The organism is Acidovorax sp. SDU_ACID1 (genome assembly GCF_045291395.1).
Classification (GTDB): domain Bacteria; phylum Pseudomonadota; class Gammaproteobacteria; order Burkholderiales; family Burkholderiaceae_C; genus MR-S7.
This window is the reverse complement of sequence record NZ_CP152342.1, coordinates 4,277,910-4,303,867: the sequence shown is the minus strand read 5'-3', so window position 1 is coordinate 4,303,867 and position 25,958 is coordinate 4,277,910. Positions and strand designations below refer to the sequence as shown.

General features: G+C 69.9%; 26 protein-coding genes and 2 pseudogenes. 10 read left to right on the top strand and 18 right to left on the bottom strand.

Annotated features, from left to right (window positions below; genetic code table 11):
* Positions 1-13: 13 nt before the first annotated feature.
* A pseudogene (locus AAG689_RS21160) lies at positions 14-124 on the bottom strand (hypothetical protein); the annotation flags it as partial.
* A gap of 21 nt (positions 125-145) precedes the next feature.
* On the bottom strand, positions 146-298 hold the full coding sequence (locus AAG689_RS21155; RefSeq protein ID WP_406626407.1) for a hypothetical protein: 153 nt from the start codon (positions 296-298) through the stop codon (positions 146-148).
* On the opposite strand from AAG689_RS21155, the gene AAG689_RS21150 reads away from it, so the two are divergent.
* Positions 236-496 carry a helix-turn-helix domain-containing protein gene (locus AAG689_RS21150; protein WP_406626384.1) on the top strand — a complete coding sequence of 87 codons (261 nt, stop codon included), beginning with the start codon at positions 236-238 and terminating at the stop codon, positions 494-496. The two genes, AAG689_RS21155 and AAG689_RS21150, sit on opposite strands and share 63 nt — an antisense overlap.
* A gap of 6 nt (positions 497-502) precedes the next feature.
* Here AAG689_RS21150 and AAG689_RS21145 read toward each other — a convergent pair whose 3' ends face one another.
* From AAG689_RS21145 to AAG689_RS21130, 4 genes are all read right to left on the bottom strand, one after another.
* Positions 503-1,603 (bottom strand): glycerophosphodiester phosphodiesterase family protein, encoded by a 1,101-nt coding sequence (locus tag AAG689_RS21145; protein WP_406623633.1) that lies wholly within the window; start codon positions 1,601-1,603, stop codon positions 503-505.
* Between the two features lie 81 nt (positions 1,604-1,684).
* Positions 1,685-2,659, bottom strand: a complete 975-nt coding sequence (locus AAG689_RS21140; RefSeq protein WP_406623632.1) for a tripartite tricarboxylate transporter substrate binding protein — start codon at positions 2,657-2,659, stop codon at positions 1,685-1,687.
* Positions 2,660-2,709: 50 nt separating this feature from the next.
* Entirely contained in the window at positions 2,710-3,591 is an 882-nt protein-coding gene (locus AAG689_RS21135) for an alpha/beta fold hydrolase (RefSeq protein ID WP_406623631.1), read from the bottom strand.
* A gap of 11 nt (positions 3,592-3,602) precedes the next feature.
* Positions 3,603-4,448, bottom strand: a complete 846-nt coding sequence (locus tag AAG689_RS21130; RefSeq protein ID WP_406623630.1) for a TauD/TfdA dioxygenase family protein — start codon at positions 4,446-4,448, stop codon at positions 3,603-3,605.
* A 118-nt stretch (positions 4,449-4,566) separates the two neighbouring features.
* Here AAG689_RS21130 and AAG689_RS21125 point away from each other — a divergent pair, with 118 nt between their 5' ends.
* Positions 4,567-5,367 carry an IclR family transcriptional regulator C-terminal domain-containing protein gene (locus AAG689_RS21125; protein ID WP_406623629.1) on the top strand — a complete coding sequence of 267 codons (801 nt, stop codon included), beginning with the start codon at positions 4,567-4,569 and terminating at the stop codon, positions 5,365-5,367.
* A 14-nt stretch (positions 5,368-5,381) separates the two neighbouring features.
* Here the strand turns inward: AAG689_RS21125 and AAG689_RS21120 are convergent, their stop codons facing one another.
* Positions 5,382-6,917 carry a YifB family Mg chelatase-like AAA ATPase gene (locus AAG689_RS21120; protein WP_406623628.1) on the bottom strand — a complete coding sequence of 512 codons (1,536 nt, stop codon included), beginning with the start codon at positions 6,915-6,917 and terminating at the stop codon, positions 5,382-5,384.
* 137 nt (positions 6,918-7,054) lie between these two features.
* Here AAG689_RS21120 and AAG689_RS21115 point away from each other — a divergent pair, with 137 nt between their 5' ends.
* The 5 genes and pseudogenes from AAG689_RS21115 to AAG689_RS21095 all read left to right on the top strand — a co-directional run bounded on the left by AAG689_RS21115 (position 7,055) and on the right by AAG689_RS21095 (position 11,426).
* On the top strand, positions 7,055-7,786 hold the full coding sequence (locus AAG689_RS21115; RefSeq protein WP_020226722.1) for a TorF family putative porin: 732 nt from the start codon (positions 7,055-7,057) through the stop codon (positions 7,784-7,786).
* 21 nt (positions 7,787-7,807) lie between these two features.
* Entirely contained in the window at positions 7,808-8,146 is a 339-nt protein-coding gene (gene glnK / locus AAG689_RS21110; protein WP_020226721.1) for a P-II family nitrogen regulator, read from the top strand.
* Positions 8,147-8,168: 22 nt separating this feature from the next.
* Positions 8,169-9,575: an ammonium transporter gene (locus AAG689_RS21105; protein ID WP_406623627.1), complete on the top strand. Its 1,407-nt coding sequence runs from the start codon at positions 8,169-8,171 to the stop codon at positions 9,573-9,575.
* An 86-nt stretch (positions 9,576-9,661) separates the two neighbouring features.
* Positions 9,662-10,414: pseudogene (locus AAG689_RS21100) on the top strand (SMP-30/gluconolactonase/LRE family protein); the annotation flags it as partial.
* 130 nt (positions 10,415-10,544) lie between these two features.
* A complete protein-coding gene (locus tag AAG689_RS21095; RefSeq protein ID WP_406623626.1) occupies positions 10,545-11,426 on the top strand; it encodes a LysR substrate-binding domain-containing protein in 882 nt (293 codons plus the stop codon).
* Between the two features lie 72 nt (positions 11,427-11,498).
* Here the strand turns inward: AAG689_RS21095 and AAG689_RS21090 are convergent, their stop codons facing one another.
* From AAG689_RS21090 to AAG689_RS21045, 10 genes are all read right to left on the bottom strand, one after another.
* Positions 11,499-11,792: a HigA family addiction module antitoxin gene (locus AAG689_RS21090; protein WP_406623625.1), complete on the bottom strand. Its 294-nt coding sequence runs from the start codon at positions 11,790-11,792 to the stop codon at positions 11,499-11,501.
* 88 nt (positions 11,793-11,880) lie between these two features.
* Positions 11,881-12,756 (bottom strand): NAD(P)-dependent oxidoreductase, encoded by an 876-nt coding sequence (locus AAG689_RS21085; protein ID WP_406623624.1) that lies wholly within the window; start codon positions 12,754-12,756, stop codon positions 11,881-11,883.
* Complete coding sequence (locus tag AAG689_RS21080; RefSeq protein WP_406623623.1) at positions 12,753-14,183, bottom strand: NAD-dependent succinate-semialdehyde dehydrogenase; 1,431 nt, start codon at positions 14,181-14,183, stop codon at positions 12,753-12,755. The genes AAG689_RS21085 and AAG689_RS21080 overlap by 4 nt, the downstream gene beginning before the upstream one ends.
* Positions 14,183-15,160: a Bug family tripartite tricarboxylate transporter substrate binding protein gene (locus AAG689_RS21075; RefSeq protein WP_406623622.1), complete on the bottom strand. Its 978-nt coding sequence runs from the start codon at positions 15,158-15,160 to the stop codon at positions 14,183-14,185. Before AAG689_RS21075 ends, AAG689_RS21080 begins: the two co-directional genes overlap by 1 nt.
* Before the next feature lie 18 nt (positions 15,161-15,178).
* On the bottom strand, positions 15,179-15,958 hold the full coding sequence (locus AAG689_RS21070; RefSeq protein ID WP_406626383.1) for an N-acyl homoserine lactonase family protein: 780 nt from the start codon (positions 15,956-15,958) through the stop codon (positions 15,179-15,181).
* On the bottom strand, positions 15,955-17,181 hold the full coding sequence (locus tag AAG689_RS21065) for an ABC transporter substrate-binding protein (RefSeq protein WP_406623621.1): 1,227 nt from the start codon (positions 17,179-17,181) through the stop codon (positions 15,955-15,957). The genes AAG689_RS21070 and AAG689_RS21065 overlap by 4 nt, the downstream gene beginning before the upstream one ends.
* 24 nt (positions 17,182-17,205) lie before the next feature.
* Positions 17,206-18,096: an NAD(P)-dependent oxidoreductase gene (locus tag AAG689_RS21060; RefSeq protein ID WP_406623620.1), complete on the bottom strand. Its 891-nt coding sequence runs from the start codon at positions 18,094-18,096 to the stop codon at positions 17,206-17,208.
* On the bottom strand, positions 18,093-18,944 hold the full coding sequence (locus AAG689_RS21055; RefSeq protein ID WP_406623619.1) for an alpha/beta fold hydrolase: 852 nt from the start codon (positions 18,942-18,944) through the stop codon (positions 18,093-18,095). The genes AAG689_RS21060 and AAG689_RS21055 overlap by 4 nt, the downstream gene beginning before the upstream one ends.
* Positions 18,934-19,281 carry a hypothetical protein gene (locus AAG689_RS21050; RefSeq protein WP_406623618.1) on the bottom strand — a complete coding sequence of 116 codons (348 nt, stop codon included), beginning with the start codon at positions 19,279-19,281 and terminating at the stop codon, positions 18,934-18,936. The genes AAG689_RS21055 and AAG689_RS21050 overlap by 11 nt, the downstream gene beginning before the upstream one ends.
* A 188-nt stretch (positions 19,282-19,469) precedes the next feature.
* A complete protein-coding gene (locus AAG689_RS21045; RefSeq protein ID WP_406623617.1) occupies positions 19,470-20,822 on the bottom strand; it encodes an MmgE/PrpD family protein in 1,353 nt (450 codons plus the stop codon).
* 152 nt (positions 20,823-20,974) lie between these two features.
* Between AAG689_RS21045 and AAG689_RS21040 the strand changes: the two genes are divergently transcribed.
* Genes AAG689_RS21040 through AAG689_RS21030 form a run of 3 tightly spaced genes read left to right on the top strand, consistent with a single transcriptional unit; the run spans position 20,975 to position 25,166 of the window.
* Positions 20,975-22,135 carry an acyl-CoA dehydrogenase family protein gene (locus AAG689_RS21040; protein ID WP_406623616.1) on the top strand — a complete coding sequence of 387 codons (1,161 nt, stop codon included), beginning with the start codon at positions 20,975-20,977 and terminating at the stop codon, positions 22,133-22,135.
* On the top strand, positions 22,132-23,097 hold the full coding sequence (locus AAG689_RS21035) for a Bug family tripartite tricarboxylate transporter substrate binding protein (RefSeq protein WP_406623615.1): 966 nt from the start codon (positions 22,132-22,134) through the stop codon (positions 23,095-23,097). Before AAG689_RS21040 ends, AAG689_RS21035 begins: the two co-directional genes overlap by 4 nt.
* Complete coding sequence (locus AAG689_RS21030; protein WP_406623614.1) at positions 23,094-25,166, top strand: acetate--CoA ligase family protein; 2,073 nt, start codon at positions 23,094-23,096, stop codon at positions 25,164-25,166. The genes AAG689_RS21035 and AAG689_RS21030 overlap by 4 nt, the downstream gene beginning before the upstream one ends.
* On the opposite strand, the gene AAG689_RS21025 is transcribed toward AAG689_RS21030, so the two are convergent.
* Positions 25,163-25,885, bottom strand: coding sequence for an IclR family transcriptional regulator (locus AAG689_RS21025; protein WP_406623613.1), 723 nt, complete (start codon positions 25,883-25,885; stop codon positions 25,163-25,165). The genes AAG689_RS21030 and AAG689_RS21025 overlap by 4 nt on opposite strands.
* Positions 25,886-25,958: the final 73 nt, after the last annotated feature.

Genomic DNA, 25,958 nt, shown 5'->3' with positions numbered 1-25,958 from the left:
GCCCGGCGCCGGAGGGGTCTTTGATGCGGCCATCGCCCGCAGGGCCGTCGTCGCCTGGCCCGCCGTCGGTGAGGGTGAAGGTGGCCGTGCCGGCGGGCAGGTCGAGGATGGCGGGGTACTCGCTCCAGGTGCCACCGCGCTGCTTTCAGTACCGGGTGTTTGCAGCCAGCGGCGTGGGGTAGGCCACGGGCATGGTCACCGCGCTGGTGCAGCCCGCCAGTTCGAAGTCGCAGCCATCGCGCGCGGCGCGGGCTGTTCGCGCACGTGGCTCCACGCGGCGTTCGCGGCGCAGGGCCATAGGGTGATGGGCGCACTGCGCGAGCTGCGCCTGCAGCGCGCCCAGGCGCTCATCGCGCGAAGCCCGCGGCTGCATGTGGGGGCGCTGGCGTGGCGCTGCGGCTTCGCCAGCCCGTCGGACTTCGCCAAGCTGTTCAGGGCGCGCTTCGGACTGTCGCCCACCGAGTGGCACCAGCGCGCACGGCCCGCAGGCGCGTGAGCGCGCTCAGCGCCGGAACGCGTCGTGGATGGCGGCGGGATCGTCCGCGATGAGCCCGTCCACGCCGCCGCTGCCCAGGATGGCCCGCGCCTCGGCCAGCGCGTCGCCCCGGTCCGCAGGGTTCGTGCCCTTGCGGTAGGCGGGGGGCAGGAACTGGTTTTCCGGCCGCAGCGTCCAGACGTGCACGGCCAGGCCGGCCGCCTTGGCCTCCCGCGTGGCCGCCGAGGGGGCGATCCAGCGGCCCTTGTCCATCGCCATCGCCAGCTGGCGCGGCAGGGCCACGCCCTGGGCATAGGCGGCGATGGCAGCCATGCCTTGCGCGGAGGCCATCTGCGCATAGGTCGCGCCCTGCGCGGCGCGGTCCGGCGGGCCGCCCTTGCCGCCCAGCAGCTGCAGGATGCGCACGGGGCTGCGCGCGCGCAGCTCCTTGAGCACCTGCACCTCGAACGACTGAACGATCACGGGCGCCTGGGCGCTGCTCCATTGGTTGCGCTCCAGGAACTCCAGCAGCGCACGGCCCAGGTCGAGCCCCTGGGCCTGCAGGTAGGCCGCGTGCTTGAGCTCGATCAGCAGGCCCGCCGGGCGGCCCGTCCGGGCGGTGTGCGCCTTGGCCAGGTCGGCCACCTCCTGTAGCGTCAGCAGCGGGTGCTGGCCGTCGTGCGCCGCGCTGCCGGGGCGCAGCTGGGCGAAGCGCTCCACGGTGCGCAGGGTCTTGAGCTCCTGCAGCGTGAAGTCCTCCGCGAACCAGCCGGTCTGGCGGACGCCGTCCACCGTCTTGGTGGTCTTGCGCTGCGCGAATTCGGGCCGCGTGGCGACGTCGGTCGTCGCGAACGGCATGCCTTCGCCCACTTCGGGCGCCGCCAGGGCGGCATCGTGCCGCACCACGGGCACGCCGTCCCTGCTCAGGACCACGTCCAGCTCCAGCAGGTCGGCGCCGTCCTGCAGGGCCTGCGCGAAGGCGGGCTGGGTCATCTCCGGGTAGAGCGCCGAGGCGCCCCGGTGGGCGCTGAGCGCGGGCACCGGCGGCCAGGGCGTCTGCGCCTGGGCGGTGGTCGCGGCGGGCAGGACGACAGCCCAGGCCAGGGCGTGGCGCAGCAGGAGGGACATGGAGAGGCTCCTTGGGAGGCACGCCTTTGGCGCGAGCGTGGGCCGCTACTGTACCGCTCGCTCCCGTGCTGCAGAGCGTGGCTACTCCACGCGGATGTTGCGCTCGCGTACCAGCTGGCCCCAGCGGGTGGTTTCCTGTGCCAGGAAGCGGCGGAATTCCTCGGGGGTGCCGCCGCCGGCGGTGGCGCCGATGCCCTCCAGCTTGGGCTCCATGTCGGGAGCCCGGATCGCGGTGGTGATGTCGGCCGCCAGCTGCCGCACCACGTCGGCCGGCGTGCCGCCGGTAGCGAAGATGCCGTACCAGGCCGACGCCTCATAGCCCGGCAGACCCTGCTCCGCGATGGTGGGCACGTTGGGCAGCCAGGGCAGGCGCTTGGCCGAGGTCACGCCCAGCGCAATCACCCGGCCCGACTTGATGTGCTGCAGCACGCCGTTGTCGAACATGATCTTCACGCGGCCGCTCAGCAGATCCTGGTGCGCCGGCGCGCTGCCTTTGTAGGGCACATGCGTGAGCTGGACGCCTGCCATGCTGGAGAACAGCTCGCCCGACAGATGGGTGGACGTGGCCAGCCCGGTCGAGGCGAACGAGATGGAGCCCGGCTCCGCCTTGCCGCGCGCGATCAGGTCCTGCACGCTGCGGATACCCGTTTCAGGAGCGGTCACCAGCACGTTGGAAATGGTGGTGAGCACGGTGACGGGCGCCAGGTCGCGGGCCGAGTCGTAGGGCAGCTTGTCCATCAGGATGGGGTTGAGCGCGAACGGCATGGCGGTGAGCAGCAGCGTGTGCCCGTCGGGGGCGGCCTTGGCCACCGCGTCGGTGGCGATCACGGTGTTGCCGCCGGGCTTGTTTTCCACGATGACGGGCTGCTTCCATTTCTCGGACAGGCGCTGGCCGACCAGACGGGCCTGCATGTCGGTGGCGCCGCCCGGTGGATAGGCCACGATGATGCGCACCGGCTTGGTGGGCCAGGCCGGGGCCTGGGCGCCAGCACCCGAGGGCGCCAGCAGCGTGGACAGGGGCAGGAGGGCGAGCAGGGTTCTGCGGAGGAGCTTCATGGTTTGTCTCGTCTTTTTGTGAAGTGGGGCTTGCGGGGAAAAGGGGAGGGTCAGCGGTGCTGCACCCAGGCGCGTATCGGTTCCACCCACGGGCCGGGGTCGAGCAGCAGCGCCTGGTGGCCGTAGCGGGTGTTCACCACGGCTGCATGGGCGGGCAGGGGGACAGGAGGAGGGAACAGGGCATCGGAAGAGGCGTAGAGCAGGGTGGTGCAGTCCGGGCTGCGCTCCAGCGCGAAGCCGAGCGCCGCGGCGCGCAGGCGCCACAGCGCGGCCGCATCGAATTGCAGTGCCCATCGGTCGACGGCTTGCCATTCCCGCGCGAGCGCGGCGTCTCCATGGTCTTGTGCCCATTCGCGCACGCCGGCGCGCAGCAGGACGGACCGGCGGAAGTCCACGCGTGCGGCGGCATCGGTGAGCCCGCGCAGGAACGCGAGCTCGTCCGGGTTGCCGCGCCCGCGGGGCGCGGTGCACAGCCCCAGCACCCGGCGCACTCGCCCGGGGTGGCTGGCTTTGAGCTGTTGCGCGACGTAGCCGCCGAAGGAGTAGCCGATGGCGCCCGCCAATTGCGCTATGCCCAGGTGGTCGAGCAGCCGGGCGATGGCCTGCGCCATGCCCTCCACGCTTGCGTGGGTGTGCGGTGCGCCCTCCCAGCAGGAGCCGTAGGCGGAGCCTGGCAGGTTCACGGTCAGCGATTGCACGCTGTCCGTGTCCAGGGCCCGGCCCGGACCGGCCCAGGCCGCGGCCCAGCCGCCATCAATCGCGTCAGGATGCGGGGCCAGGGCATGGTGGCTGCCCGCATAGCCGTGCAGGATCAGGTAGGCAGGAGCATCCTCGGGGCCGCAGCGCGTGTAGGCCAGCCGCAGGTCCACGGCCGTGCCATCGGCAAGGCGGAAGCCGTCGATGTGCAGGTGCTGCGTTGCCACGGAGTGCATGCGGCTGGTGCTCAGATGGGGCGCTCGCCGCGCACCGTGGTGCGGTACAGGCTGCGGTACTGGCCGGGCGGCAGGTCGCGCGTGGTGGCGCTGTGCATGGTGGAGCGGTTGTCCCACATCACCACGTCGCCGGGGCTCCAGCGGAAGTCGTAGCGAAACTGCGGCTGGACCGTGTGCTCGAACAGGAAGTCCAGGATGCGGTCGCTTTCCTCACGGGGCAGGCCCACGATCTCGGCCGTCATGCCCTTGTGCGCGAAGATGGATTGGCGGCCCGTGTCGGGGTTGGTGCGAATCAGCGGGTGCACCACGTCGGGGGTCTGGTTCTTCTGCGCGTCGTTCAGCTCGACCTGGGTGCTTTGCCCGTCGGTGGTTTGCCTGCGGCGGTAGCGGTGGACGGCTTGCAGCCCCTGCAGCCGTTGCTTCCATTCGTCGGAGAGGGCTTCATAGGCAGCCTCCATGTTCACGAACAGCGTGTCGCCGCCCTCGGGCGGGATTTCCAGCGCGTTCAGGATGGTGGCCTTGGCCGGCTGTTCCTGGAACGCCAGGTCGGAGTGCCAGTAGGAGCCGCCATCCGAAATACCCATGGGCTTGCCATCCACGACGCGGTTGGACAGACGGAAGATTTCGGGATGCTCCGGGTGGTTGTACTGCGACAGGATGTGGACTTCCAGGGGGCCGAAGCGGCGGCTGAAAGCGATCTGCGCCTCGGCTGACAGCGACTGGTTCTTGAAGCACACCAGCTTGTGGTCCACGAACAGCCGGTGCAGGCGGTCGAACGCCTCCGGGTCCAGCGCGCTGCCCAGGTCGATGCCGTCGATGGCAACGCCGAATCGCTCGGAAAGCGGGGAAATCTGCATGGGGTTTGTCTCCGATCAATGAATGGCGAACAAATGTTCGCTAATAACTCTATCGGCATTGGGTTAGGCTGTCAAACGCGCTGCGCGCCGTGCACGCGGCGGTGAACCGGGAGAACGTATGGAACGCAAGGGGGTGGCCGCGGCTGCCGGGAACGAAGGGAAGCGCGAATTTCTCGATGCTCTGGCCAACGGCCTGCAGTTGCTGGAAATGTTCGATGAGCAGACGCACAGCGTCACCATCCAGTCCGCCGCGGAGCGGCTGGGCATCACGCGGCCGGCCTCGCGGCGCATCCTGCTGACGCTGGCCGAATTGGGCTACCTGCAGGTGCGCGACCGCTTCTTCTCGCTTGCGCCCAAGTCGATCGAGCTGGGCTACCGCTATTTCCGCTCCCTGGGCCTGGCGGCCTCGGCGCGGCCTCACCTGTTCGCGCTGTCCCGCGAGATGGGGGTGGGCGTGGCGCTGGGCGTGCTGTCTGGCCCGGATGTGCTGTTCATCGAGCGGATCGAGGCGGACCGGCCCATCAAGCTGGATCTGCGTGCCGGCGACCGGCTGCCTGCTTTCGCGCATTCATTGGGCAGGGTGCTGCTGGCGCAATTGCCGCCCGCGCAGCTCGCGGACCATCTGCCTGGGGGCGCGCTCAACCGGCTCGCGCCGCATACCGTCACGACGCGCGCGAGCCTCCATCAGGAGCTGTCGCGTATCCGCGAACGCGGTTGGAGCTTCGTCAATTCCGAACTGGTGCACGGATTGTTCGGTGCTGCCATCGCCTTGCCCAGTGCCACGGGGTGGAGCACGGTCGGACTCAACGTGACCTCCATCGGCGAGCCCTGGACGACGGAAGAAGTGGAGCGGCGCATCGTGCCCGCCCTGCACGCCTGCGCGGAGAACATGAAGCCGATCACCGACGCATTGGCGTAGCCGCAAGGCTGCGTCTATGGCGACGTGCCCCGCAGCACGCGCCGGTACTGCACGGCCTCGGCCACGTGGGCCGTGCCCACCATGTCGCTGCCCGCCAGATCGGCGATGGTGCGGGCCACCTTCAGCGCCCGGTGCGTGCTGCGCGCCGACCAGCCCAGGCGCGTGGCGGCGGTCTGCAGGAACTGCGCGGCGGCGTCCTGCAGTGCCAGGTGTGTGTCGATCTCCTGCCCCTGCAGCGCGTGGTTGGGCTTGCCCTGGCGCGCCAGGGCCCGTTCGCGCGCGGCAGCCACGCGTGCGCGCACGGCATGGCTGGCCTCGCCCGGCGGGGCGTGCAGCAGCTCCTGCGGGGGCAGGGCGGGCACTTCCACGTGCAGGTCGATGCGGTCGAGCAGCGGGCCGCTCAGCTTGCCCTGGTAGCGTGCGACCTGGTCAGGCGTGCAGCGGCAGGCGCGCTGGGTGGAGCCCGCGAAGCCGCACGGGCAGGGGTTCATGGCGGCGATGAGCTGGAAGCGCGCGGGGAACTCGGCGCGCTGCGCCGCGCGGGCGATGGTGATGCGGCCGGTCTCCAGCGGCTCGCGCAGCGCCTCCAGCGCGCTGCGGGCGAACTCGGGGAATTCGTCCAGATACAGAACGCCTTCGTGGGCCAGGGAGATCTCGCCGGGCCTCGGCGGCGAGCCGCCGCCCACCAGGGCCACGGCGCTGCTCGTGTGGTGCGGGCTGGCGGTGGCGCGCTGCATCCATTGCGCGGGCGTGAAGCGCCCGGCCAGGCTGGCGATGGCGGCGCTTTCCAGCGCCTGCTCCACGTCCATGGGCGGCAGCAGACCGGCGAAGCGCTGGGCCAGCATGGACTTGCCCGAGCCCGGCGGGCCCACCAGCAGCAGGCCGTGGCCGCCGGCGGCGGCGATCTCCAGCGCGCGCTTGGGAGCGGTCTGGCCTTTCACGTCGGCGAGGTCGGGGCCGCTGGCGGGCATGGGCGGCGGCGTGGACTGCAGGCGCTGCCAGCCATCGGCTTGGGTATCGGGGCCGGGGTCCACGGGCAGGAACTGGCGCACCACGTCCAGCAGGTGGCGTGCGCCGTAGATCTCGGTGCCGGGCACCAGCGCGGCCTCCTCGGCGCTGCCGAGCGGCAGCACCATGCGCGCAGGCTGTTCCTGGGCGCGCAGCGCCAGCGCCGTGGCCAGCGCGCCGCGCACCGGCCGCAGCTGGCCGGACAGCGACAACTCGCCCGCGAACTCCCAGCCCGCCAGCCGCGCGGCATCGATCTGGCCGCTGGCCGCGAGCAGCCCCAGGGCGATGGGCAGGTCGAACCGGCCCGAGTCCTTGGGCAGGTCGGCGGGGGCGAGGTTGACGGTGATTTTCTTGTTCGAGGGGAACTCCAGCCCCGCGTTCTGCAGCGCGGAGCGCACGCGCTCGCGCGCCTCCTTCACCTCGATCTCGGCCAGACCCACCAGCGTGAAGCTGGGCAGGCCATTGGCCAGATGCACCTCGACGGTGACTGCGGGCGCCTGCAGGCCCATCAGGGCGCGGCTTTGCACCAAAGCAAGACTCATTGCGCGGACTCTCCCCAATCTGGTGCGCGATGGACCTGCTCCCGTGCACGCATGTCGCCAAATGTAGCGGCAACGGCGCCTGGCACGCTCCATGCATTGCAGGGATGCATCCGCTTTCAACACATCCCGGAGGAACCATGTCCCCTGCATCCCTGAAGTCCCTGAGCCTGGCGCTGGCCGCTGCGGTCGTGCCCACCCTGGCGAGCGCCGAACTGACGGCCAACGTGTCGCTGACCAGCAACTACAAGTTTCGCGGCCAGGACCAGGACGTGAACCGCATCAAGGGCGTGAACCCGGCCATCCAGGGCGGCTTCGACTACACCTTCGGCGAGAGCGGCTTCTACGTGGGCAACTGGAACTCCAGCGTCGACTGGCTGGACGGCAACTCGGTCGAGGTCGATTTCTACGGCGGCTACAAGTTCAAGGCCGGCGACGTGGACCTGGACGTGGGCGCGCTCACCTACGTCTACCCCGGCAACACCAACGGCAACACCACCGAGCTGTACGGCGCGGCCACCTTCGGGCCGCTCACGGCCAAGTATTCGCACACCGTCTCCAAGGACTACTTCGGCTGGGCCGGCGCCAAGACCTCCAGCCTGAAGGGGCGCAATACGGGCTACCTGAACCTGGCCTTCGCGCAGGAGGTGGCGCCCTCGGTCACGCTCAAGGCCGCCGTGGGCTTCACGCGCTTCGCCAGCGACATCAAGGACCTCGGCGTGCCCAACTACGTCGACTACAGCGTGGGCGGCGCCTACGACTTCGGCGACGGCCTGTCGCTGTCGGCCATGGTGGCGGGCGCCAACAAGAAGGGCTTCTTCGGCGACGCGAACAAGGCGCGCCTGATCCTCACGCTCACCAAGACCCTCTAACCGATTTCCAAGGAGCCGATCATGAAAATGGTCACCGCCATCATCAAACCCTTCAAGCTCGACGAGGTGCGCGAGGCGCTCTCCGACATCGGCGTGCAGGGCATCACCGTGACCGAGGTGAAGGGCTTCGGGCGCCAGAAGGGCCACACCGAGCTGTACCGCGGCGCTGAATACGTCGTGGACTTCTTGCCCAAGGTGAAGATCGAGGCCGCCGTGTCCGATGACCTCGTCGAGCGTGCCATCGAAGCCATCGAGGGCTCGGCCCGCACCGGCAAGATCGGCGACGGGAAGATCTTCGTGGCCGACCTCGAACAGGTCGTGCGCATCCGCACTGGCGAAACGGGCAAGGAAGCCCTCTGACCTACCGCAACGGAGAAATGCCATGAAAAAACTGCTTGCTTCCCTGTTGCTCGGCATGAGCCTGCTGGCCGGCGGCACCGCCGCGCTGGCGCAGGCGCCCGCGGCGCCCGAAGCCGCCGCCGCCGCTGCACCCGCTGCCGCGCCCGCCGCCGAAACGGCCGCACCGGCTGTGGCACCCGCCGCCGAAGCGCCCGCGGCTGAGGCGCCCCCGCCCAAGATCGACTCGGGCGACACCGCCTGGATGCTCACCTCCACACTGCTCGTGATCCTCATGACCATCCCAGGCCTGGCACTGTTCTACGGCGGCCTGGGCCGCAGCAAGAACATGCTGTCGGTGCTCATGCAGGTGTTCGTGATCTTCTCGCTGATCTCCGTCCTGTGGTCGCTCTACGGCTACAGCCTGGCGTTCTCGGGCGAAGGCAAGTTCTACGGCGATTTCGCCAAGGTCTTCCTCAAGGGCGTGAACATGGAGACCTTCGGCGCGCTGGCGACCATTCCCGAGTACGTGTTCGTCTCGTTCCAGGGCACCTTCGCGGCCATCACCGTGGCGCTGATCGTGGGCTCGTTCGCCGAGCGCATCAAGTTCTCCGCCGTGCTGATCTTCGCGCTGCTGTGGTTCACCTTCAGCTATGTGCCCATGGCCCACATCGTCTGGGGCGGCGGCCTGCTGGGCGCCGACGGCGCGCTGGACTTCGCGGGCGGCACCGTGGTGCACATCAACGCCGGTATCGCGGGCCTGGTGGGTGCGTACCTGGTGGGCAAGCGCATCGGCTTCGGCCGCGAAGCGTTCACGCCCCACTCGCTGACGCTGACCATGGTGGGCGCATCGCTGCTGTGGGTGGGCTGGTTCGGCTTCAACGCCGGCTCCGCCGGTGCCGCCAACGCCGCTGCCGGCCTGGCCTTCGTGAACACGGTGCTTGCCACCGCCGCCGCCACGCTGTCGTGGATCGCCGGCGAGGCGCTGCACAAGGGCAAGGCCTCGATGCTGGGCGCTGCCTCCGGCGCCGTGGCGGGCCTGGTGGCCGTCACGCCCGCCGCGGGCTTCGTCGGCCCCATGGGCTCCATCGTGATCGGCCTCATCGCCGGCCTGGTGTGCCTGTGGGGTGTGGGCGGCCTCAAGCGCATGCTGGGCGCCGACGACGCGTTCGACGTGTTCGGCGTGCACGGCGTGGGCGGCATCGTGGGCGCCATCCTGACCGGCGTGTTCGCTGCGCCCAGCCTGGGCGGCGTGCAGGGCGCAGACTTCGCTATTGGTGCGCAAGTGTGGATCCAGGTCAAGAGCGTGCTGTTCACCATCGTGTGGTCGGGCGTCGTGTCCTTCATCGCCTACAAGATCGCCGACCTGCTCATGGGCCTGCGCGTCTCCGAAGACGCCGAGCGCGAGGGCCTGGACATCAGCTCCCACGGCGAAACGGCCTACCATCGCTGAACCGGCAACCTGTTACTTCCAAGGAACTTCGGCCCGCCTCGCGCGGGCCTTTTTTATGGGGCGGGCCGTGCGGGACAATCACGCGCATGCACACACCTTGGAAGTCGCTTGCCGCAGGGCCCGCGCAGCTGGGCGAATCGCCGTTCTGGCACCCCGCCGAGGAGCGCCTGTACTGGGTGGACATCGCGGGCCGTGCGCTCTGGCGCAGCGATGCCGGAGGCGGCGGCGCGCAGTGCTGGCCCATGCCGGCCGAGCCCGGCTGCATCGCGCCCGCGCGCCAGAGCGGTGCCGATGCGGGCCTCGTGGTCGCGCTGCGCGACCGCATCTGCCACGCGCCCGCGTGGGGCGGGCCGCTGGCCGAGATCGCCCGCCTGCCTATCGACCCGGCCACCGAGCGCGCGAACGACGGCAAGTGCGACGCGCAGGGACGCTTCTGGGTGGGCACGATGCACGAACCGGCGAGCGGCCCGCGCCAGCCCGTCGCCGCGCTGTACTGCATCGACGCGCGCGAGGGCTCGGTGCGCCGTGTTCTGGACGGCGCGCGCACGGCCAACGGGCTCGGCTGGTCGCCCGATGGCCGCACGATGTACTGGGCCGACACCCCTGCGCACGCGATCCGCGCGTGGAACTGCGACGAGCGCGGCGACCCGGTAGGCGCGCCGTGCGTGCTGCGCACTTTCGACCCGCGCCAAGAGGGCGTGCCCTACGGCGGCCGCCCCGACGGCGCCTGCGTGGACGCCGAAGGCGCCTACTGGTGCGCGCTCTACGAAGGCGCGCGCGTGCTGCGCCTGTCGCCGCGCGGCGAGGTGCTGGCCGAGCTGCCCGTGCCCGTGGAGCGTCCCACCATGCCCTGTCTGGGCGGCCCCGACGGTCGCACGCTGTTCGTCACCTCGGCCAAGGGCCGGTGCTGCGCACGCGTGTCGACGTGCCCGGCCTGCCCGTGGCGTGGTGCGAGGTCGGAGGCGCGCGATGAAGGTGCCGCCGCTCAACCCGCTCAAGGTCTTCGAGGTCGTCGCGCGCACCAGCAACCTCACGCTGGCGGCCAGCGAACTGAACGTGAGCCAGTCGGCCGTGAGCCGCCAGATCGCCGTGCTGGAGGAATACCTGGGCGTGCAGCTTTTCACGCGCGAGCGCGTGGGCGTGCGCCTGACCGAGGTGGGCGAGGGCTACGCGCGCCGCATCGGCCCGGCGTTCGAGGAGATCGCCGCCGCCACCGAGGCCATTACGCGCAAGTATTCGAACAACGTCATCCGCCTGCGCACCTACACTACGCTCACCGCGCGCTGGCTCATCCCGCGCCTGCCGCGCTTCAAGGCGCAGCACCCCGAGGTGGAGGTGGCCATCACCAACAGCAGCGCGCCGCTGGACTTCGGCGCCGAGCAGTGCGACCTGGCCATCGTGCTCGGCGACGGCCACTGGCCCGGCGCCGAGGCGGTACTGCTGCTCGAGGACATCGTGGAGCCGGTCTGCGCGCCCGGCTCCCTGGCGGCCGGCGCTGCGCCCGCCGAGGCGCTGCGCGGCAAGCGCCTGCTGGTCTCCAAGTACCGCAAGGACGACTGGCCGCGCTGGCTCGCGCACGCGGGCCTGCCAGAGCTGTTCGACACGGCCGAGAAGATGATCTTCAGCAGTTCCATCCTCACCTGGCAGGCGGCGGTGGACGGGCTGGGCATCGCCATCGGCCAGCCGCACATGCTGGAGGCGGACTTCCAGGCCCGCCGCCTCGTGCGCCCGTTCGGCAGCCCGCTGCGCACGGGCAAGGGCCACTACCTCGTCACGCCCGCGCTGCAGCGCTACTCGGGCAAGATCGCCGCGTTCAAGGACTGGCTGCTGGCAGAAGCTATGGAAAAGTGAGCTGCCAGCGCTTGCTGCATAAGCGCTAGAGCTCGATTGGGTTCATAACCCGCCCGGCATCTGATGCCGGGGCTACGCGGCTGCCGCGAAGGGTTCGATGGACTCCAGTTCTTCCGCGAGTTCCATCCTCGCGGTATCCGCGTCGTACTGCCCCTGGAGGTTCATCCAGAACTCCACGGACGTTCCGAAGAACCGGGCAAGCCTGAGCGCCGTGTCGGCCGTGATCGAGCGGCCATCCTTGACGATGGCCGCGATGCGGGTTTGAGGCACGTGAATGGCTTGGGCCAGCCGGTATTGGGTCAGGCCCATGGGTTCCAGAAATTCGGTGGCAAGGATTTCGCCGGGGGTGGGGAGGGGCCAGGTCATGTTCGCGCTCCTTTGCTATGCGTCAATGGAAACACCAACGAGTTGTCTTCGTCAAGAAAGCGGATTAAAGCGGCCATACCCGGAAGCACTATGTTTTCCGTACCAGCCGGTAGATCACCGGGTAGTAGTTCATCGCATAGCCGCGCGCGCAGGCCGCCTCCAGCAGCGCGGCCGTGGCCTGCGCCACGGCGGGCTGGATGCCCGAGGCCTGCGCGAGGCCCAGCGCCAGCTTCAGATCCTTGAGCGCGTAGGCGGTGGGGAACAGCTTCTCGGGGAACACGTCCGTCGCCAGCCGTTCGCCTGTGAGCTTGAGCGCGAACGAGTCGGCCGATCCCAGCCGCAGCACGCCCGCGAGCAGGCCCTTGTCCACGCCCGCCGCCTCGGCGATCGCCATGGCCTCGGCCAGCGCGTTGACGGTGGAGAGCAGCACCATGTTGTTCATGATCTTGACCACCTGCCCCGCGCCCACGCCGCCGCAGTGCACCACGTCGGAGCCCATGCAGCGCAGCCACGGCGCCACGGACTCGAACAGGTCGGCCGGGCCGCCCACGGTGATGAGCAGCGTGCCGTTGTTCGCGGCCTCGCGGCTGCGGGCCACGGGCGCGTCGAGGAAGCGCACGCCCAGCGCGGCCAGCCGCTTGGCCAGCGCGCGGGTGCGCGGCACGTCGCTGGTGCTCATGTCCACCACGGTCTTCACGCTGCCGCCGGGGGCGACGAGCGGGTCGGCGCCGAGGCAGACTTCTTCCACCTGGTCGATGGAGGGCAGCGAGAGGAACACCGTGTGCGCCGTCTCGCGCAGCGCGCGTACGCTGGAGGCCACGGCGCCCAGCGTGGCGAGGCGCGCCACGTTCTCGGCCTGCATGTCGGCCACGTGCACCGGCTGGCCGCTCTTGGCGAGCAGGTTGCGGCACATGCCCTCGCCCATCACGCCCACGCCGACGAAGCCCAGGATCGGGCCGCTCATGCCGACGCTCCCTGGCGCACGCACTTCACGCGCAGGAATTCCTGCAGGCCCTCGATGCCGCCTTCCGAGCCCAGGCCGCTGTCCTTGTGGCCGCCGAAGGGCGTCTCGGGCAGCGAGGCCTGCCACTCGTTGATGCAGACCACGCCGCTGTCGATCTCGCCCGCGAGTCGGTGGGCGCGCTGCACGTTGTTCGTGAACGCATAGGCCGCCAGGCCGAAGGGCAGGCGGTTGGCTTCGGCGATGGCCTCATCCAGTTCGCCGAACGGGCTGATGAGCGCCACCGGGCCGAAGGGCTCGATGTTCGCCGCGTCGCAGTCGCGCGAAGGCCGCACGAGCACCGTGGGCCGGTAGAAGAAGCCCTCGGTGCCGATGCGCTCGCCGCCCGTGGCGACGGTGAGGCCGTGGTCGCGCGCGTCCTGCACCAGGCGATCGATGGACTGCAGGCGGCGCTGGTTCTTCAGCGGCCCCATCTGCGTGGCCGCGTCGAACGGGTCGCCCACCTTCAGTGCCTGCGCGGCCTGCACGAAGCGTTCGCAGAACGCATCGAACACGCCCGCCTGCACCAGGACGCGCGTGGGCGAGGTGCAGACCTGCCCCGTGTTGCGGTACTTGGTGGCCACGGCGGCGCGCGCCACGCGATCCACGTCCACATCGTCGCAAACGACCACCGGCGCATGCCCGCCCAGCTCCAGCGTGGCGCGCTTCATGGTCAGCGCGGCCTTGGCCCCTATCTGCTTGCCGACCGCGGTGGCGCCGGTGAAGGTGACCATGTGCACCTGCGGCGATGCGCAGAGCTGGTCGGCGATGGCGCCGGGCTCGCCGAACACCAGGTTGACCACGCCGTCGGGCACGCCCGCGTCCTGCACCGCGTGGGCGATGTGCAGCGCCACGCCGGCTGTTTCCTCAGAGGGCTTGATGACGATGGTGCAGCCCGCAGCCAGCGCGCCGCTGATCTTGCGCGAGGGCGTGATGGCCGGCGCGTTCCAGCCCGCGAACGCGGCCACCATGCCGATGGGCTCCAGCGCCACGGTCTGCGTGATGCCGCCGGCGCGCGCGGGAATGGTGCGGCCGTAGATGCGGCGCGCCTCCTCGGCCGCCCACTCGAACATCTCGGCGGCGGTCACCACTTCCTTTTGCGCCTCGCCGAAGGGCTTGCCCAGCTCGCGCGCGATCTGCGTGGCGATGGCGTCGCCGCGCTCGCGCATCAGCGCAGCCACGCGGCGCAGCAATACCGAGCGCTCCAGCGCCGAGGTGCTGCGCCACGCGCGCAGGGCGCCCTCGGCCGCGTCGATGGCGGCCTGCACGTCGGCCGGCGCGGCATGGGCGTAGTCGCCCAGCGGCTGGCCCGTGCTCGGGTCGATGACGGTGAAGCGTTCGTCGGACGTGCCCTGGCGGAACTCGCCCGCGATGAATTGGGTGTACTGCATCAGTCGGCCTTGATGTTCGAAGTCTTGATGACCGAGGCCCAGCGCTCGGTCTGCGTCTTGATGTGGTCGGTGAACTGCTGCGGCGTGCCGGTGAAGGCGTACTGCTCCATGGGCCCGAGGCGTGCCAGCACGTCCGGGCGGGCCATGATCTCGTTCACGGCGGCATTCAGCTTGGCGACGATGGGCTCGGGCACGCCCTTGGGGCCCATCAGGCCGTTCCACGGCTCGGCCGCGAAGCCGGGGTAGCGGTCGCCCAGCGTGGGCACGCCCTCGCCGCCGCGCCCCGCCACGGCGCTGGCCGAGGCCAGCACGCGCATCTTGCCCGCCTTGACCTGCGGCAGCGCCACCGAGCCCGCGAGGAAGGCGAAGTCCAGCCGCCCCGCCACGAGATCGGTCACCGCCGCCGAGTCGCCCTTGTAGGGCACGTGCACCGCGTTGATCTTCGCCTCGTGCTTGAACCATTCACCCGCGAGGTGGTTCACCGCGCCATTGCCGGCCGAGCCGTAGCTCAATTGCGAGCCGCTGGCGCGCCCTTGCTTGAGCAGTTCGTCGAGCGACGTGATGCTGGACGACGCGGGCGCGACGAGGAAGTACGGGTAGCTCGCCACCAGCGCGATGGCCGTGAAGTCACGCAGCGGGTCGTAGCCGGTCTTTTGCAGCGTGGGGATGATGGACAGCGTGCTGCTGCTGCCGAACATCAGCGTGTAGCCGTCGGGCGCGGCCTGCTTGACGAGGTTGGCCGCCACGCCGCCGGAGGCGCCGGCCTTGTTGTCCACCACGAAGCTCTGCTTGAACTTCGTGGAAAGCTGCTCGGCCACGATGCGCGCCACCACGTCGGTCGGGCCGCCCGCGGAAAAGCCGACCACGATGGTCACGGGCTTGGCTGCGGGCCAGTCGCTTGCGGGCTGGGCGAAGGCGGTGCTGGCGGCGAGGGCGATGCTGCCCAGCAAGAAGGCGCGTTTGTTGAAAGCGGTCATCAGGGGTGTCTCCAAAAATCAGGCAATGCGGTAGGCATGTACGCCGTCCACGCCCGCGCTCTCGAAGCGCGTGCAGACGGCAGGGTCGTGGCCGGGCACGATGCGGTCTTCGCCATCGGCCAACTCGCGGATGCGCGCGTAGCCGGCCAGCATGTCGGGCAGGCTGTAGATGGCGGGGAAAGGGTTTTGCAGCGCGAGGTTCTCGTAGTAGTGCGCCGCGTCGGACGCCAGCACCACCCAGCCGCGCGCGGTGCGCACGCGCACCACCTGCAGGCCGTCGGTGTGGCCGCCCACGCGGTGCAGCTCGATGCCGTCGCGCAATGCGTGGAAGCCGTCGATGAGCCGCACGTCGCCCCGGTACAGGCGCTTGATGAGCACGGCCACGTCGTCGGTCGAGAAGAAATGGTTCTGCTTCGGATCGCACATGCAGTCGCCCGTGGCGTAGCGCACCTCGCGCTCCTGCACCCAGACGGTGGCGGCGGGGAACTCGCCCACGTTGCCCGCGTGGTCGTAGTGCAGGTGCGTGACCACCACGTCGGGGATGCCCTCGGGCGCATGGCCCAGACGGTGCAGCGATTCGAGCGGCGAGACCAGGTAGCGCCGCTGCCGCGCGGTGGCCGATGCGGGGCTGAAGCCCGTGTCCACCAGCACCGCGCCGCCGGGGCCGTCGATCAGCCAGACGAAGAAGTCCAGCGCCATCGGCGCCTCGGGGTCGCCCGGCGCGGGGTGCAGGAAGTTGCTGCCCCGCGCGCGCTCCACCGTGGCGTACTTCACGGCGAGGATGCGGTAGGTGTTCACGGCTTGAGCAATGGGCACTTGCTCTCAGCGGGGGAATGGAACGCCTGCTCGCCCGGCACCGTCTCCAGCACCGTGTAGTAGTCCCACGCGGCCTGCGATTCCTTGGGCGTCTTCACGCGCACCAGGTACATGTCGTGGATCATCTTGCCGTCGGCGCGCACCTTGCCGTTCTTGGCGAAGGCGTCCTGGATGGGCATGCTCTTGATGGCCTTCATCACGTCGGCCACGTCGTCGGACTTGGCCTTTTCGATGGCCTTCAGGTAGTTCAGCGTGGCCGAATACTGCCCGGCCTGCAGCGCGGTGGGCATGCGCTTGGTGCGCTCGAAGAACTTGCGCGAGAAGGCGCGCGAGGTATCGTCCAGATCCCAGTAGAACGACTCGGCGAACAGCATGCCGCCGGCGTCCTTCAGGCCCACGCCGTGCACGTCCATGATGCTCATGAGCATGGCCACGGTCTTCTGCCCGCCGCTGGCCAGGCCGAACTCCTTGCCCTGCTTGATGGCGTTCTGCAAGTCGAGCCCCGCCGTGGCGATGGCCACCGCGTTGGCCTTGCTGCCCTGAGCCTTGATGATGTAGGACGCGAAGTCGTTGCCCGGGAACGGGTAGCGCGAGGAGCCCAGCACCTGGCCGCCCGCCGCCTCGATGAAGCGCTTGCCGTCGTTTTCCAGCGAATGGCCGAAGGCGTAGTCGGCCGTCAGGTAGTACCAGGTCTTGGCGCCGTTCTTCACCACCGACTGCGTGCCCACCTTGGCGAGCGAATAGGTGTCGTACACCCAGTGCAGGTTGTTGGGCGTGCAGTCCTCGCTGGAGATGCGCACCGCGCCCGCGCCGGTCACGATGGAGATGCGGCCCTTGTCCTGCGCGAGCTTCATCGCGGCCAGGGCGACGGCGCTGTTGCCCAGCTCGGTCACCGCGTCCACCTGGTCGCGGTCGAACCATTCGCGCACGCGGGTGGAGGCCACGTCGGCCTTGTTCTGATGGTCGGCCGTGACCATCTGGATGGGGTAGCCGAGTACCTTGCCCTTGAATTCTTCGATGGCGATCTCGGTCGCCACGATGGAGCCCTTGCCCACGTTGTCCATGAAGGGGCCGTTGATGTCGGTCAGCACGCCGATCTTGACGATGCCGTCCGAGATGCGCGCGCTCTTGTCCTGCGCGGGCGCGAGCATGGATGCGGCGAGCAGCGTGGCGCCGAGCGCCGCCTGGGTGAAGGTGAGTTTCATGGCTTGTCTCCTTGTGTGGAATGTCTAGAGGCGGATCAGTGGCTGGCCGTTGGACTCGGCCCAGAAGTCGGTCATGCACGAGGTGTCCTGCCCGTCCTTGCCGGCATGGCGTGCGAGCTGGAACAGGCTGCGGGCGAGGTTGCCCATCGGCAGCGAGATGCCCGCGGACTGCGCGGCCTGGCAGGCCAACGTCAGATCCTTGAAGCCCAGCGCGATGTCGAAGCCCGGCGCCAGGTCGCCCGCGAGCACCTTCACGGGCCACTTGTCCTTGAGCTGCCCGTTCGATGCCGTGGTGCCCGTGAGCACGTCGAAGGTCTTGCGCGCGTCCAGCCCCAGCGCACCCGCGAGCACCAGCGCCTCGGAGTTGAGCTGGCAGTAGCACAGCACCATGAGGTTGTTGATGAGCTTCATGCGCGTGCCGCTGCCCGGCGCGCCGCAGTGCAGCACCGTGGTGCCCATCTTCAGCAGCAGCGGCTCCAGCGCGGCGCGGTCTTGCTCGGATGCACCGAGCATGAACAGCGACTCACCCCGGTCGGCGTGCGCGGCCAGGCGACCCACGGGCGCGTCGGCGAAGCGCACGCCCTGCTTTGCAGCGGCGGCGGCGAGCGCGTCCACGGTGTCGGTGTCGATGGTGCTCAGCTCCACGAGGAACGCGCCCTCGCGCAGCCCGGCGAGCACGCCGCCTTCGCCCAGGATCACCTCGCGCGCCTGCTTCGGGCCGGGCAGCATGGTGAACACCACGTCCACGCCGGCCGCCAGCGCCTGCACGCTGGCGGCGCGCTTCGCGCCCTGGGCCGCGAGCTTGTCCACGGGCGCGCTCTGGATGTCGTGCACCGTCAAATCCACGCCGTTGCGCAGCAGGTGCGAGGCCAGGGCCAGGCCCATGCGGCCCAGGCCGATGAATCCGGCTTTCATGTGTTTCCTTGAATGCGCTGCAGCACGGGCAGCAGGTGTTGCAGAAAGGCTTGCGGCGCCTCGCTCATCGGGAAGTGGCCCAGGCCCGGCATGATTTGCAGTTGTGCGCCGGGGATCAGGCGCGCGAGGTCTTCGCTGTCCTCGGGCGTGCACGAATAGTCGTATTCGCCCGTGAGCAGATAGAGCGGGCAGCGCGCGGTGTCGATGCGCTGCACGCGCCCGCGCAGGTCGCCCTCGCCCGTGTAGAAGTGCAGGTCGCCCTTGAACACGCCGGGCCCCCCTTGCATGTAGTGCCACAGCGTTTCCCAGCGGTCGCGCTCGGGGCTGCCTGGGCCAACGAGGCCGGAGACGATGCCCGCGCAGACCTCGCCGCCGTGCACGTCGGGGCGGTGCAGCCAGTCCAGGTCGTAGTAGGGGTTGACGTGCGCACCTGATTGCAGGCCGATCAGCGCCTTGAAGCGCTCAGGTTGTTGCAGCGCCAGGTGCAGCACCACGCGCCCGCCGATGGAGCAGCCCATGGCGATGGGGCGCTCGACCTGCATCGCGTCCATGAAGGCCAGGATGGTCTGCACGTAGAGCGTGCTGGTCAGGCGGTATTCCTCGGTGTGCCAGCCCTCGGGCGGCGAGGACTTGCCATGCCAGGGCATGTCGAAGCAGATCACCTGGTGGTTCGCGGTGAGCTCGGGCGCGTTGAGCAGGCCCCGGTACTGGCGCGTGTCGCTGCCCGCCGTATGCAGGCACAGCAGGGGCTGGCCGCTGCCGGCGGTTTCGTAATAGACGCGGCACATGCGGCCCGCGATCTCGAAATTCACATAGCCGCCGGTGATGTTTTCTTTTTCAACGCGCATGGATTTGATCTCCGAGTTGCTTCACGAGCGCCTTGAAATACAGCAGGTTGCGCATGAAGACCGTCATGTCGCCCTCGATGCGCAGCGTCTTGAAGCGCACCATGGCCATCAGGTCGTGGAAGCGCGGCTGCGGCTCGGCCGCCCAGAAGCGCTCCCACGCGTCGCCTTCCGCCACGAGCGCGAACGTCCAGCAGGGCATCACGTGCGGGCCGGGCGCGATGCGCTCCACGCGGCCCTCGCGCAGGGTGATGAGGTAGTCATCCGCGCCCTTCCGTAGCAGGAAGGTCACGTTGACCCAGCGGCCCCGGCGGGCCAGATCGTCGTTGGTGGTGTGCATGGCGGGCGTGTCTCCGGCGTTCACTGTTCCATAGCGTCAGCCCCGGGGGAACCGACTATTTGTCGGGCAGGGATGCGCTTTTGTCATGGCTGGGGTTGCATCAAAAACAGGAGCTGCTGGCGCTTGTTGTCATTGGGTTTGAGGATGAAAAACATATGAAATCAAGCAATAGTAAGCGCGAGCAGCTATTAAATTGATAGTTCATCCACCCGCTCGCACGCATCCAGCGCCCACAGGCGCGCCAGCAGCGCGCCCGCGCGCGCCTCGCCCAGCACGGGCGCGGCCAGCTCCATGAACTTGTCCGACAGCTCCGCGTCGGTGAGCGGCTGCTCCGGGTCGCCCTTGCGCGTGGGTTGCAGGAATTCGCCCTGGCGGCCGTCCGTGGCGGTGAAGCGCACGCGCGCGGCGCGCTGGCCCGGAAAGCGCGCGTCCAGCTCGGGATCGACGGCGAGGCGGATGCGTGCCATGAGTGCGCGGATGTCCGCATCCGCGAGCCGCCCGGGCGTGAAGGCCGACAGGCGCACGCTGCCGTGGATCAGCGCCGTGGCCACCACGAAGGGGATGGAAAAGCGCGCCTCGGCGGCCGTGCGCGGGTCGGCGTTGCCCGCCACGGCGAGCGCGGGGGCGTAGGTGGCGATCTCCACCGTGTCCACGTCCTGCCAGCGCAGGCCCATGCGCTGCTGCAGCACCAGCGCGCCGTCGATGGGCGCGAAGGTGTGGCCGCAGCAGGCGTGGTTCTTGAACGTCATGCGCGTGATGTGGAAGTCCTGGCCAAGCGTGGCCGTGGCGGCGTGCCAGTCAGGCCCGTCGCTCATGGCGCGGCCCAGGCCCGCGTCGCCGTCCAGCACGTCGAGCGAGCCGGTCACGCCGCGCTCGGCCGCCAGCGCGGCCAGCACGCCGGCCTCGGCCGCGTGGCCCGCGTGCAGCGGTTTGGACATGGAATCCATGCGGAACGCCTGCTGCAAGCCTGCCGCGAAGGTGGCGCCGGTGGCGAGCGCGTGCGCGTGCCGATCGGCATCCAGCCCCAGCAGCGCGGCGGCGGCCGACACGGCGCCGAAGGTGCCCACGGTGCCCGTGTTGTGCCAGTGGCGGTAGTGCGCGCGCCCCAGCGCCGCGCCGATGCGCGTGGAGACTTCGTAGCCCGCCACCACGGCGCGGATCATGTCCATGCCCGTGGCCTGGCGTGCCTGCGCCAAGGCCAGCGCGGCGGCGATGGTGGGCGCGCCGGGGTGGTAGATGGCCTCTCGGTAGATGTCGTCCACCTCCACCGTGTGCGCGGCCGTGCCGTTGATGAGCGCGGCCGTGCGCACCGTGGCCGCGCGGCCCAGGGCCAGGCGCGCGCCGCCACGGTCCAGGTCTTCGGCCAGGGCCTGCTCCAGCAGCGTGGGCGGCGGCTCCACCGCGCCGGGCAGCAGGGCGGCGTACCAGTCGACGATGGCGCGCTTGGCGTGGTGGATGACCTCGGGGGCGAGCGGCGCGCCGTTCAGCGAGGCGGCGAACGCGGCGAAGCGCTGGACGGCGGTGGTGTCGTGTGTAGGCATGGCACCGATGGTCGCGCCGCCGCGCGCCGCTGTGAACTTCACAGAAGTGGTGCTGGCATGAGTATTTGTCAGGGCAGGCGACGCAACGCGAAGTTCTCAAGCAGCGGGGCGCTGGGCACGATGCACGCCGATCGAACCCACCAGGAACACGCATGGATTTCACACTCAGCGAAGAACACCAGGCATTCGCCGACTCGGTGGCGCGCTTTGCCCAGGACAAGCTCAAGGACGGCGCGCTGGCGCGCGCCCATTCGCCCCACTACCCCTGGGAGACGGCCGCGCTGCTGGCCGAGCAGGGCCTGCTGGGCATCGCCTTCCCCGAGGCGGACGGCGGCCAGGGCGGCACGCTGATGCACGCGGTGCTGGCCATCGAGCAGGTGGCGCTGGTCTGCCCCAAGAGCGCCGACATCGTGCAGGCGGGCAACTTCGGGCCCATCCGCACCTTCGTCGAATACGCCACGCCTGAGCAGAAGCGCCGCTTCCTGCCCGACCTGCTGGCGGGCCGCAAGCTCGTCTCGCTGGGCATGACCGAGCCCGATGCGGGCTCGGCCGTGACCGAGCTCAAGACCTCGGCCACGCCCGATGGCGACGGCTTTCTCATCAACGGCAGCAAGGTGTTCTCCACGCACAGCCCGGAGGCGGAGCTGTTCCTGGTCTACGTGCGCTTCGGCCCCGGCGTGGGCGGCATCGGCTCGGTGCTGGTCGAGAAGGGCACGCCGGGCTTCGAGGTGGGCCAGCCCTCGTCGTTCATGAACGGCGAGCAGTGGTCGCAGCTCTATTTCGAGAACTGCCGCATCCCCAAGGAAAACGTGCTGCTGGGCGCGGGCGGGTTCAAGAAGCAGATCTCGGGCTTCAACGTGGAGCGCCTGGGCAACTCCGCGCGCGCGCTGGCCGTGGGGCGCCATGCGTTCAACACCGCGCGCGAGCATGCGCTGACGCGCCGGCAGTTCGGCCGCGAGCTGTGCGAGTTCCAGGGCATCCAGTGGAAGTTCGCCGAGATGGCGCTGAAGCTGGAGCAGGCCCAGCTCATGCTCTACCGCGCCGCGATGGAGGGCGAGCACGGCCTGCCCAGCGCGCAGAGCACGGCCATGGCCAAGCTGGCCTGCAACCTCGCGGGCTGGGAGGTTTCCAACGACGCGCTGCAGGTCATGGGCGGCATGGGCTTCAGCCAGGAGTCGCTGGTGGAGTACTGCGTGCGCCGCACGCGCGGCTGGATGATCGCCGGCGGCTCCATCGAGATATTGAAGAACCGCATTGCCGAGGGTGTGTTCGGCAAGACCTTCCCGCAACGTATGGCCAAGGAGCCGAAATGAAGCGCCGCATCTTTCCCCTGGCCGCCCTCGCGGCCTGCGCATGGAACATGGCCGCGGCCGACCCGGCCTACCCCTCGAAGCCCGTGCGCATCATCGTCGGCTATTCCGCCGGCGGCCCCACGGACGCGGTCGCGCGCATGGTCGCCGCGCACCTGCAGACCAGGCTGGGCCAGCCCTTCGTGGTGGACAACCGCGCGGGCGCGGGCTCCAACATCGCCTCCGAGGCCGTGGCGGCGGCCGCGCCCGATGGCTACACGCTGCTGGTGGCCGCCGCGCCGCTCACCATGAACAGCCACGTCTACAAGAACCTGAAGTTCGAAGCCGCCAGGAGCTTCGAGCCCATCTCCAAGCTCTCGTCCGCGCCTGGCGTGCTGGCCGTGCGGACCACCCTGGGCGTGGGCAGCGTCCAGGAGGTGGTGGCGCTGGCGAAGAAGGAGCCGGGCAAGCTCACCTACGGCACCACGGGCCTGGGCGGCTCGCAGCACATGGCGACGGAAATGTTCCAGAAGCTCGCGGGCGTCAAGCTCACGCACATCCCCTACAAGGGCGCGAGCAACGTCATGACCGACCTGATCGCGGGCCACGTGGACATGGCCTTCATGACCGCCACCGGCGCCATGCCGCACCTGCAGGCGGGCAAGGTCAAGCCCCTGGCCGTCGCCGGGCCGCAGCGCCTCTCGGGCCTGCCCGATGTGCCCACGTTCGCCGAGGCGGGCTACCCCGCGATGATCTCCGACTCGTGGAACGGCCTGCTGGCCCCGGCGGGCACGCCCGCCGCCATCGTGCAGAAGCTGCACGCCGCCGCGGTCGAGGCGCTGCAGGTGCCCGAGATCCGCAGCAAGCTCGAATCGCAGGGCGCCATCGTGATCGGCAGCAGCCCCGCGGAATTCCGCGCCGACATCCAGCGCGAAGTGGCGCACTGGGCCGAGCAGTTCAAGGCCATCAAGATCGACATGCAATGACTTCAGACAACGACAGCCGATTGGCCCAGGCGCTGCTGCACCCGGCCAGCGTGGCGCTCTACGGCGCCTCCGACGACGTGGGCAAGATGGGCGGGCGCCCGGTGCAGTTCCTCCAGCGCTCGGGCTTCGCGGGCCGCATCTATCCCATCAACCCCCGGCGCGACGAGATCCAGGGCCTCAAGGCCTGGCCCAGTCTGCAAAGCCTGCCCGAGGTGCCCGACCAGGTGTTCGTGCTCACGCCCACCGAGACGGTGATCCCGGCCGTGCGCGAATGCGCGGCGCTGGGCGTGCGCGTGGTCACCATCCTGGCGAGCGGCTTCTCTGAATCGGGCCACGAAGGCGCGCAGCGCGAGGAAGAGCTGCGCGCCATCGCGCGAGAGACGGGCATCCGCATCCTCGGCCCCAGCAGCCTGGGCGTGGTCAACCCGCGCACGGGCCTGGTGCTCACGGCCAACGCGGCCTTCGCCGAGCCGGACATCCCGCCCGGCAAGGTGTTCGTCGCCTCGCACAGCGGCAGCATGATCGGCGCGCTGGTCTCGCGCGGCAAGGCGCGCGGCGTGGGCTTCGCGGGGCTGGTGTCGGTGGGCAGCGAGGTGGATTTGAACATGGGCGAGATCTGCGCCGCCACACTCGATGACCCCGGCATCGAAGGCTACCTGCTGTTCCTGGAGAGCCTGCGCCACGGCCCCGAGTTGCGCGCCTTCGCGCGCGCGGCGCAGCGCGCGGGCAAGCCCGTCATCGCCTACAAGCTCGGCCGCTCGGCGGCAGCGGCCGAGATGGCCACCACGCACACCGGCGCCATCGCGGGCGAGGACGACATCGCCGACGCGTTCCTGAAAGACATGGGCGTCGCCCGCGTGGGCGTGCTGGAGGCGCTGCTCGAAACCTTCCCGCTCGCGCGGCGCATTCCGCTGGCGAGCGCACCGAAGCGCGTCGGCGTGGTCACCACCACGGGCGGCGGCGCGGCGATGGCGGTGGAGCAGCTCGGCATCCGCGGCGTGGTCGTGGAGCCGCCATCAAACGAAACATTGAGGCGGCTGGAGCAGGCCGGCCTGCCTTGCACGCCGGGCCGCGTGCTCGACATGACGCTCGCGGGCACCAAATACGAGACCATGAAGGGCACGCTGGACATCCTGCTCACCGCGCCGGAGTTCGACCTGGTGCTGGCCATCGTCGGCTCGTCCGCGCGCTTCCAGCCGCAACTGGCCGTCAAGCCCATCGTCGAATGCGCGGACGGCAGCCCCAAGCCCCTCGCCGCCATGCTCGTTCCCGACGCGCCCGAAGCCCTGGCCGCGCTCACCGCCGCCGGCGTGCCGTGCTTCCGCACGCCCGAGGCCTGCGGCGACGCCATCGCCGCCGTGCTCGCGCGCCGCCCGCCGGGCCAGGAACCCGTGCTGCCCGCGCCCGGCCCCGCGCAGACCTTGAGCGAGGCCGATGCCTACGGCGTGCTCGATGAACTCGGCGTGCCGCACGCGCCCGTGGCCCTGCGCCGCTTCGGCGAGGCGCCGCCGCCGCTGCCCTTCGCCTACCCCGTGGTCGCCAAGGTCTGCTCGGCCGAGATCCCGCACAAAACCGAGGTTGGCGGCGTGCTGCTGAACATCGGCAGCAGCGAGGAGCTGGCCGAGGCCATGACGACGCTGCGCCGCAATCTCGACGAGCGTGCACCCCAGGCCGCGTGCGACACGGTGCTGGTGCAGCCCATGCAAAAGGGGCTGGCCGAAGTGCTCGTCGGCTACCGCGTCGATGCCGACGCCGGCCCTATCGTCATGCTGGCCGCAGGCGGCATCTGGGCCGAGGTCGCCAAGGATCGCAGCATCCGCCTCGCTCCAGTGACGGTCGAAACGGCGCGCGAGATGGTCGCCGAGGTCAAAGCCCTGAAGCCCCTGACGGGCCTGCGTGGCAAGGCGCGCGGCGACCTGGAGGCCCTGGCGCACACGGTGAGCGCGCTCTCGCAACTGGCGCTCAAACCCGCAATGCGCATCGCCGAGGCCGAGGTCAACCCGCTGCTGATCCTGCCCGAGGGGCAAGGCGTGATGGCGGTGGACGCGCTGGTGTTCCAGCGCTCCTAACGGGCGTCTTCCTGCGCGGGATAGACGCTGGTATCGGCCCCGAAGTTCGCCGACAGCCGCCGGGCGGCGGCGAGCAGCGCGGGGACGAAGCTGCGGGTGCCGTTCTCTTCCAGGCGGTAGCGGGGGCCCGAGATGCTCAGGGCGCCGGCGATTTGTCCATCGGCGGCGAACACGGGCACGGAGACGGCGGCCAGTTCGGGATCGACCTCGTTGCCGAGCGACGCGGCCCAGAACTCGCGGCGCACGCGGTCGAGTCGGTCGCCCGGGGTGCCGCGGAAGGCCAGGATGATGGTGCCGGCCGCGCCGTTCTCCAGCGGCCGCCAGTCTCCTTCGCGCACGGCGTCGCGGATCATGCGCGGCGCGTCCACGCGGTGCAGGCAGATGCGGCCGTTCTGGGCCGGCACGTAGTAGGAAGCGCTTTCACCGAGCTGGGCGACGAGTTCGCGCAGCACGGGGGGAACGTATTCCGACGTGTGGAACTGTCGCTGGAAGATGGCGCCGAGCTGCAGCGGCTTGGGGCCGATCTGGTAGCTGCCGTCGGTGATGCGCACGAGGTAGTGGGCGCGCGCGAGGGATTCGATCAGGCGCAGCACGGTGCTCTTGTACAGGCCGGTGCGCTCGGCGATCTGGGTCAGCGTGAGGCTGCGGTCGTTGGGGCTGAAGGCTGCCAGGATGCTCAGCGCCCGATCCACGGCCGCAACGCCAGTTTCTTCACTCATGACTTGTACGGGCTTCTCGCATCGGTTGGGCGCCGCGATCGCGGGGGAGCGCGGCGCGCCATTGTGCCATCGC

Excerpts from the sequence above, each read along its gene's own strand:
- AAG689_RS21155 (WP_406626407.1), bottom strand. The coding sequence starts at position 298 with ATGGCCCTGCGCCGCGAACGCCGCGTGGAGCCACGTGCGCGAACAGCC.
- AAG689_RS21145 (WP_406623633.1), bottom strand. The coding sequence starts at position 1,603 with ATGTCCCTCCTGCTGCGCCACGCCCTGGCCTGGGCTGTCGTCCTGCCC.
- AAG689_RS21140 (WP_406623632.1), bottom strand. The coding sequence starts at position 2,659 with ATGAAGCTCCTCCGCAGAACCCTGCTCGCCCTCCTGCCCCTGTCCACG.
- AAG689_RS21135 (WP_406623631.1), bottom strand. The coding sequence starts at position 3,591 with ATGCACTCCGTGGCAACGCAGCACCTGCACATCGACGGCTTCCGCCTT.
- AAG689_RS21130 (WP_406623630.1), bottom strand. The coding sequence starts at position 4,448 with ATGCAGATTTCCCCGCTTTCCGAGCGATTCGGCGTTGCCATCGACGGC.
- AAG689_RS21125 (WP_406623629.1), top strand. The coding sequence starts at position 4,567 with ATGGAACGCAAGGGGGTGGCCGCGGCTGCCGGGAACGAAGGGAAGCGC.
- AAG689_RS21120 (WP_406623628.1), bottom strand. The coding sequence starts at position 6,917 with ATGAGTCTTGCTTTGGTGCAAAGCCGCGCCCTGATGGGCCTGCAGGCG.
- AAG689_RS21115 (WP_020226722.1), top strand. The coding sequence starts at position 7,055 with ATGTCCCCTGCATCCCTGAAGTCCCTGAGCCTGGCGCTGGCCGCTGCG.
- glnK (WP_020226721.1), top strand. The coding sequence starts at position 7,808 with ATGAAAATGGTCACCGCCATCATCAAACCCTTCAAGCTCGACGAGGTG.
- AAG689_RS21105 (WP_406623627.1), top strand. The coding sequence starts at position 8,169 with ATGAAAAAACTGCTTGCTTCCCTGTTGCTCGGCATGAGCCTGCTGGCC.
- AAG689_RS21095 (WP_406623626.1), top strand. The coding sequence starts at position 10,545 with ATGAAGGTGCCGCCGCTCAACCCGCTCAAGGTCTTCGAGGTCGTCGCG.
- AAG689_RS21090 (WP_406623625.1), bottom strand. The coding sequence starts at position 11,792 with ATGACCTGGCCCCTCCCCACCCCCGGCGAAATCCTTGCCACCGAATTT.
- AAG689_RS21085 (WP_406623624.1), bottom strand. The coding sequence starts at position 12,756 with ATGAGCGGCCCGATCCTGGGCTTCGTCGGCGTGGGCGTGATGGGCGAG.
- AAG689_RS21080 (WP_406623623.1), bottom strand. The coding sequence starts at position 14,183 with ATGCAGTACACCCAATTCATCGCGGGCGAGTTCCGCCAGGGCACGTCC.
- AAG689_RS21075 (WP_406623622.1), bottom strand. The coding sequence starts at position 15,160 with ATGACCGCTTTCAACAAACGCGCCTTCTTGCTGGGCAGCATCGCCCTC.
- AAG689_RS21065 (WP_406623621.1), bottom strand. The coding sequence starts at position 17,181 with ATGAAACTCACCTTCACCCAGGCGGCGCTCGGCGCCACGCTGCTCGCC.
- AAG689_RS21060 (WP_406623620.1), bottom strand. The coding sequence starts at position 18,096 with ATGAAAGCCGGATTCATCGGCCTGGGCCGCATGGGCCTGGCCCTGGCC.
- AAG689_RS21055 (WP_406623619.1), bottom strand. The coding sequence starts at position 18,944 with ATGCGCGTTGAAAAAGAAAACATCACCGGCGGCTATGTGAATTTCGAG.
- AAG689_RS21050 (WP_406623618.1), bottom strand. The coding sequence starts at position 19,281 with ATGCACACCACCAACGACGATCTGGCCCGCCGGGGCCGCTGGGTCAAC.
- AAG689_RS21045 (WP_406623617.1), bottom strand. The coding sequence starts at position 20,822 with ATGCCTACACACGACACCACCGCCGTCCAGCGCTTCGCCGCGTTCGCC.
- AAG689_RS21040 (WP_406623616.1), top strand. The coding sequence starts at position 20,975 with ATGGATTTCACACTCAGCGAAGAACACCAGGCATTCGCCGACTCGGTG.
- AAG689_RS21035 (WP_406623615.1), top strand. The coding sequence starts at position 22,132 with ATGAAGCGCCGCATCTTTCCCCTGGCCGCCCTCGCGGCCTGCGCATGG.
- AAG689_RS21030 (WP_406623614.1), top strand. The coding sequence starts at position 23,094 with ATGACTTCAGACAACGACAGCCGATTGGCCCAGGCGCTGCTGCACCCG.
- AAG689_RS21025 (WP_406623613.1), bottom strand. The coding sequence starts at position 25,885 with ATGAGTGAAGAAACTGGCGTTGCGGCCGTGGATCGGGCGCTGAGCATC.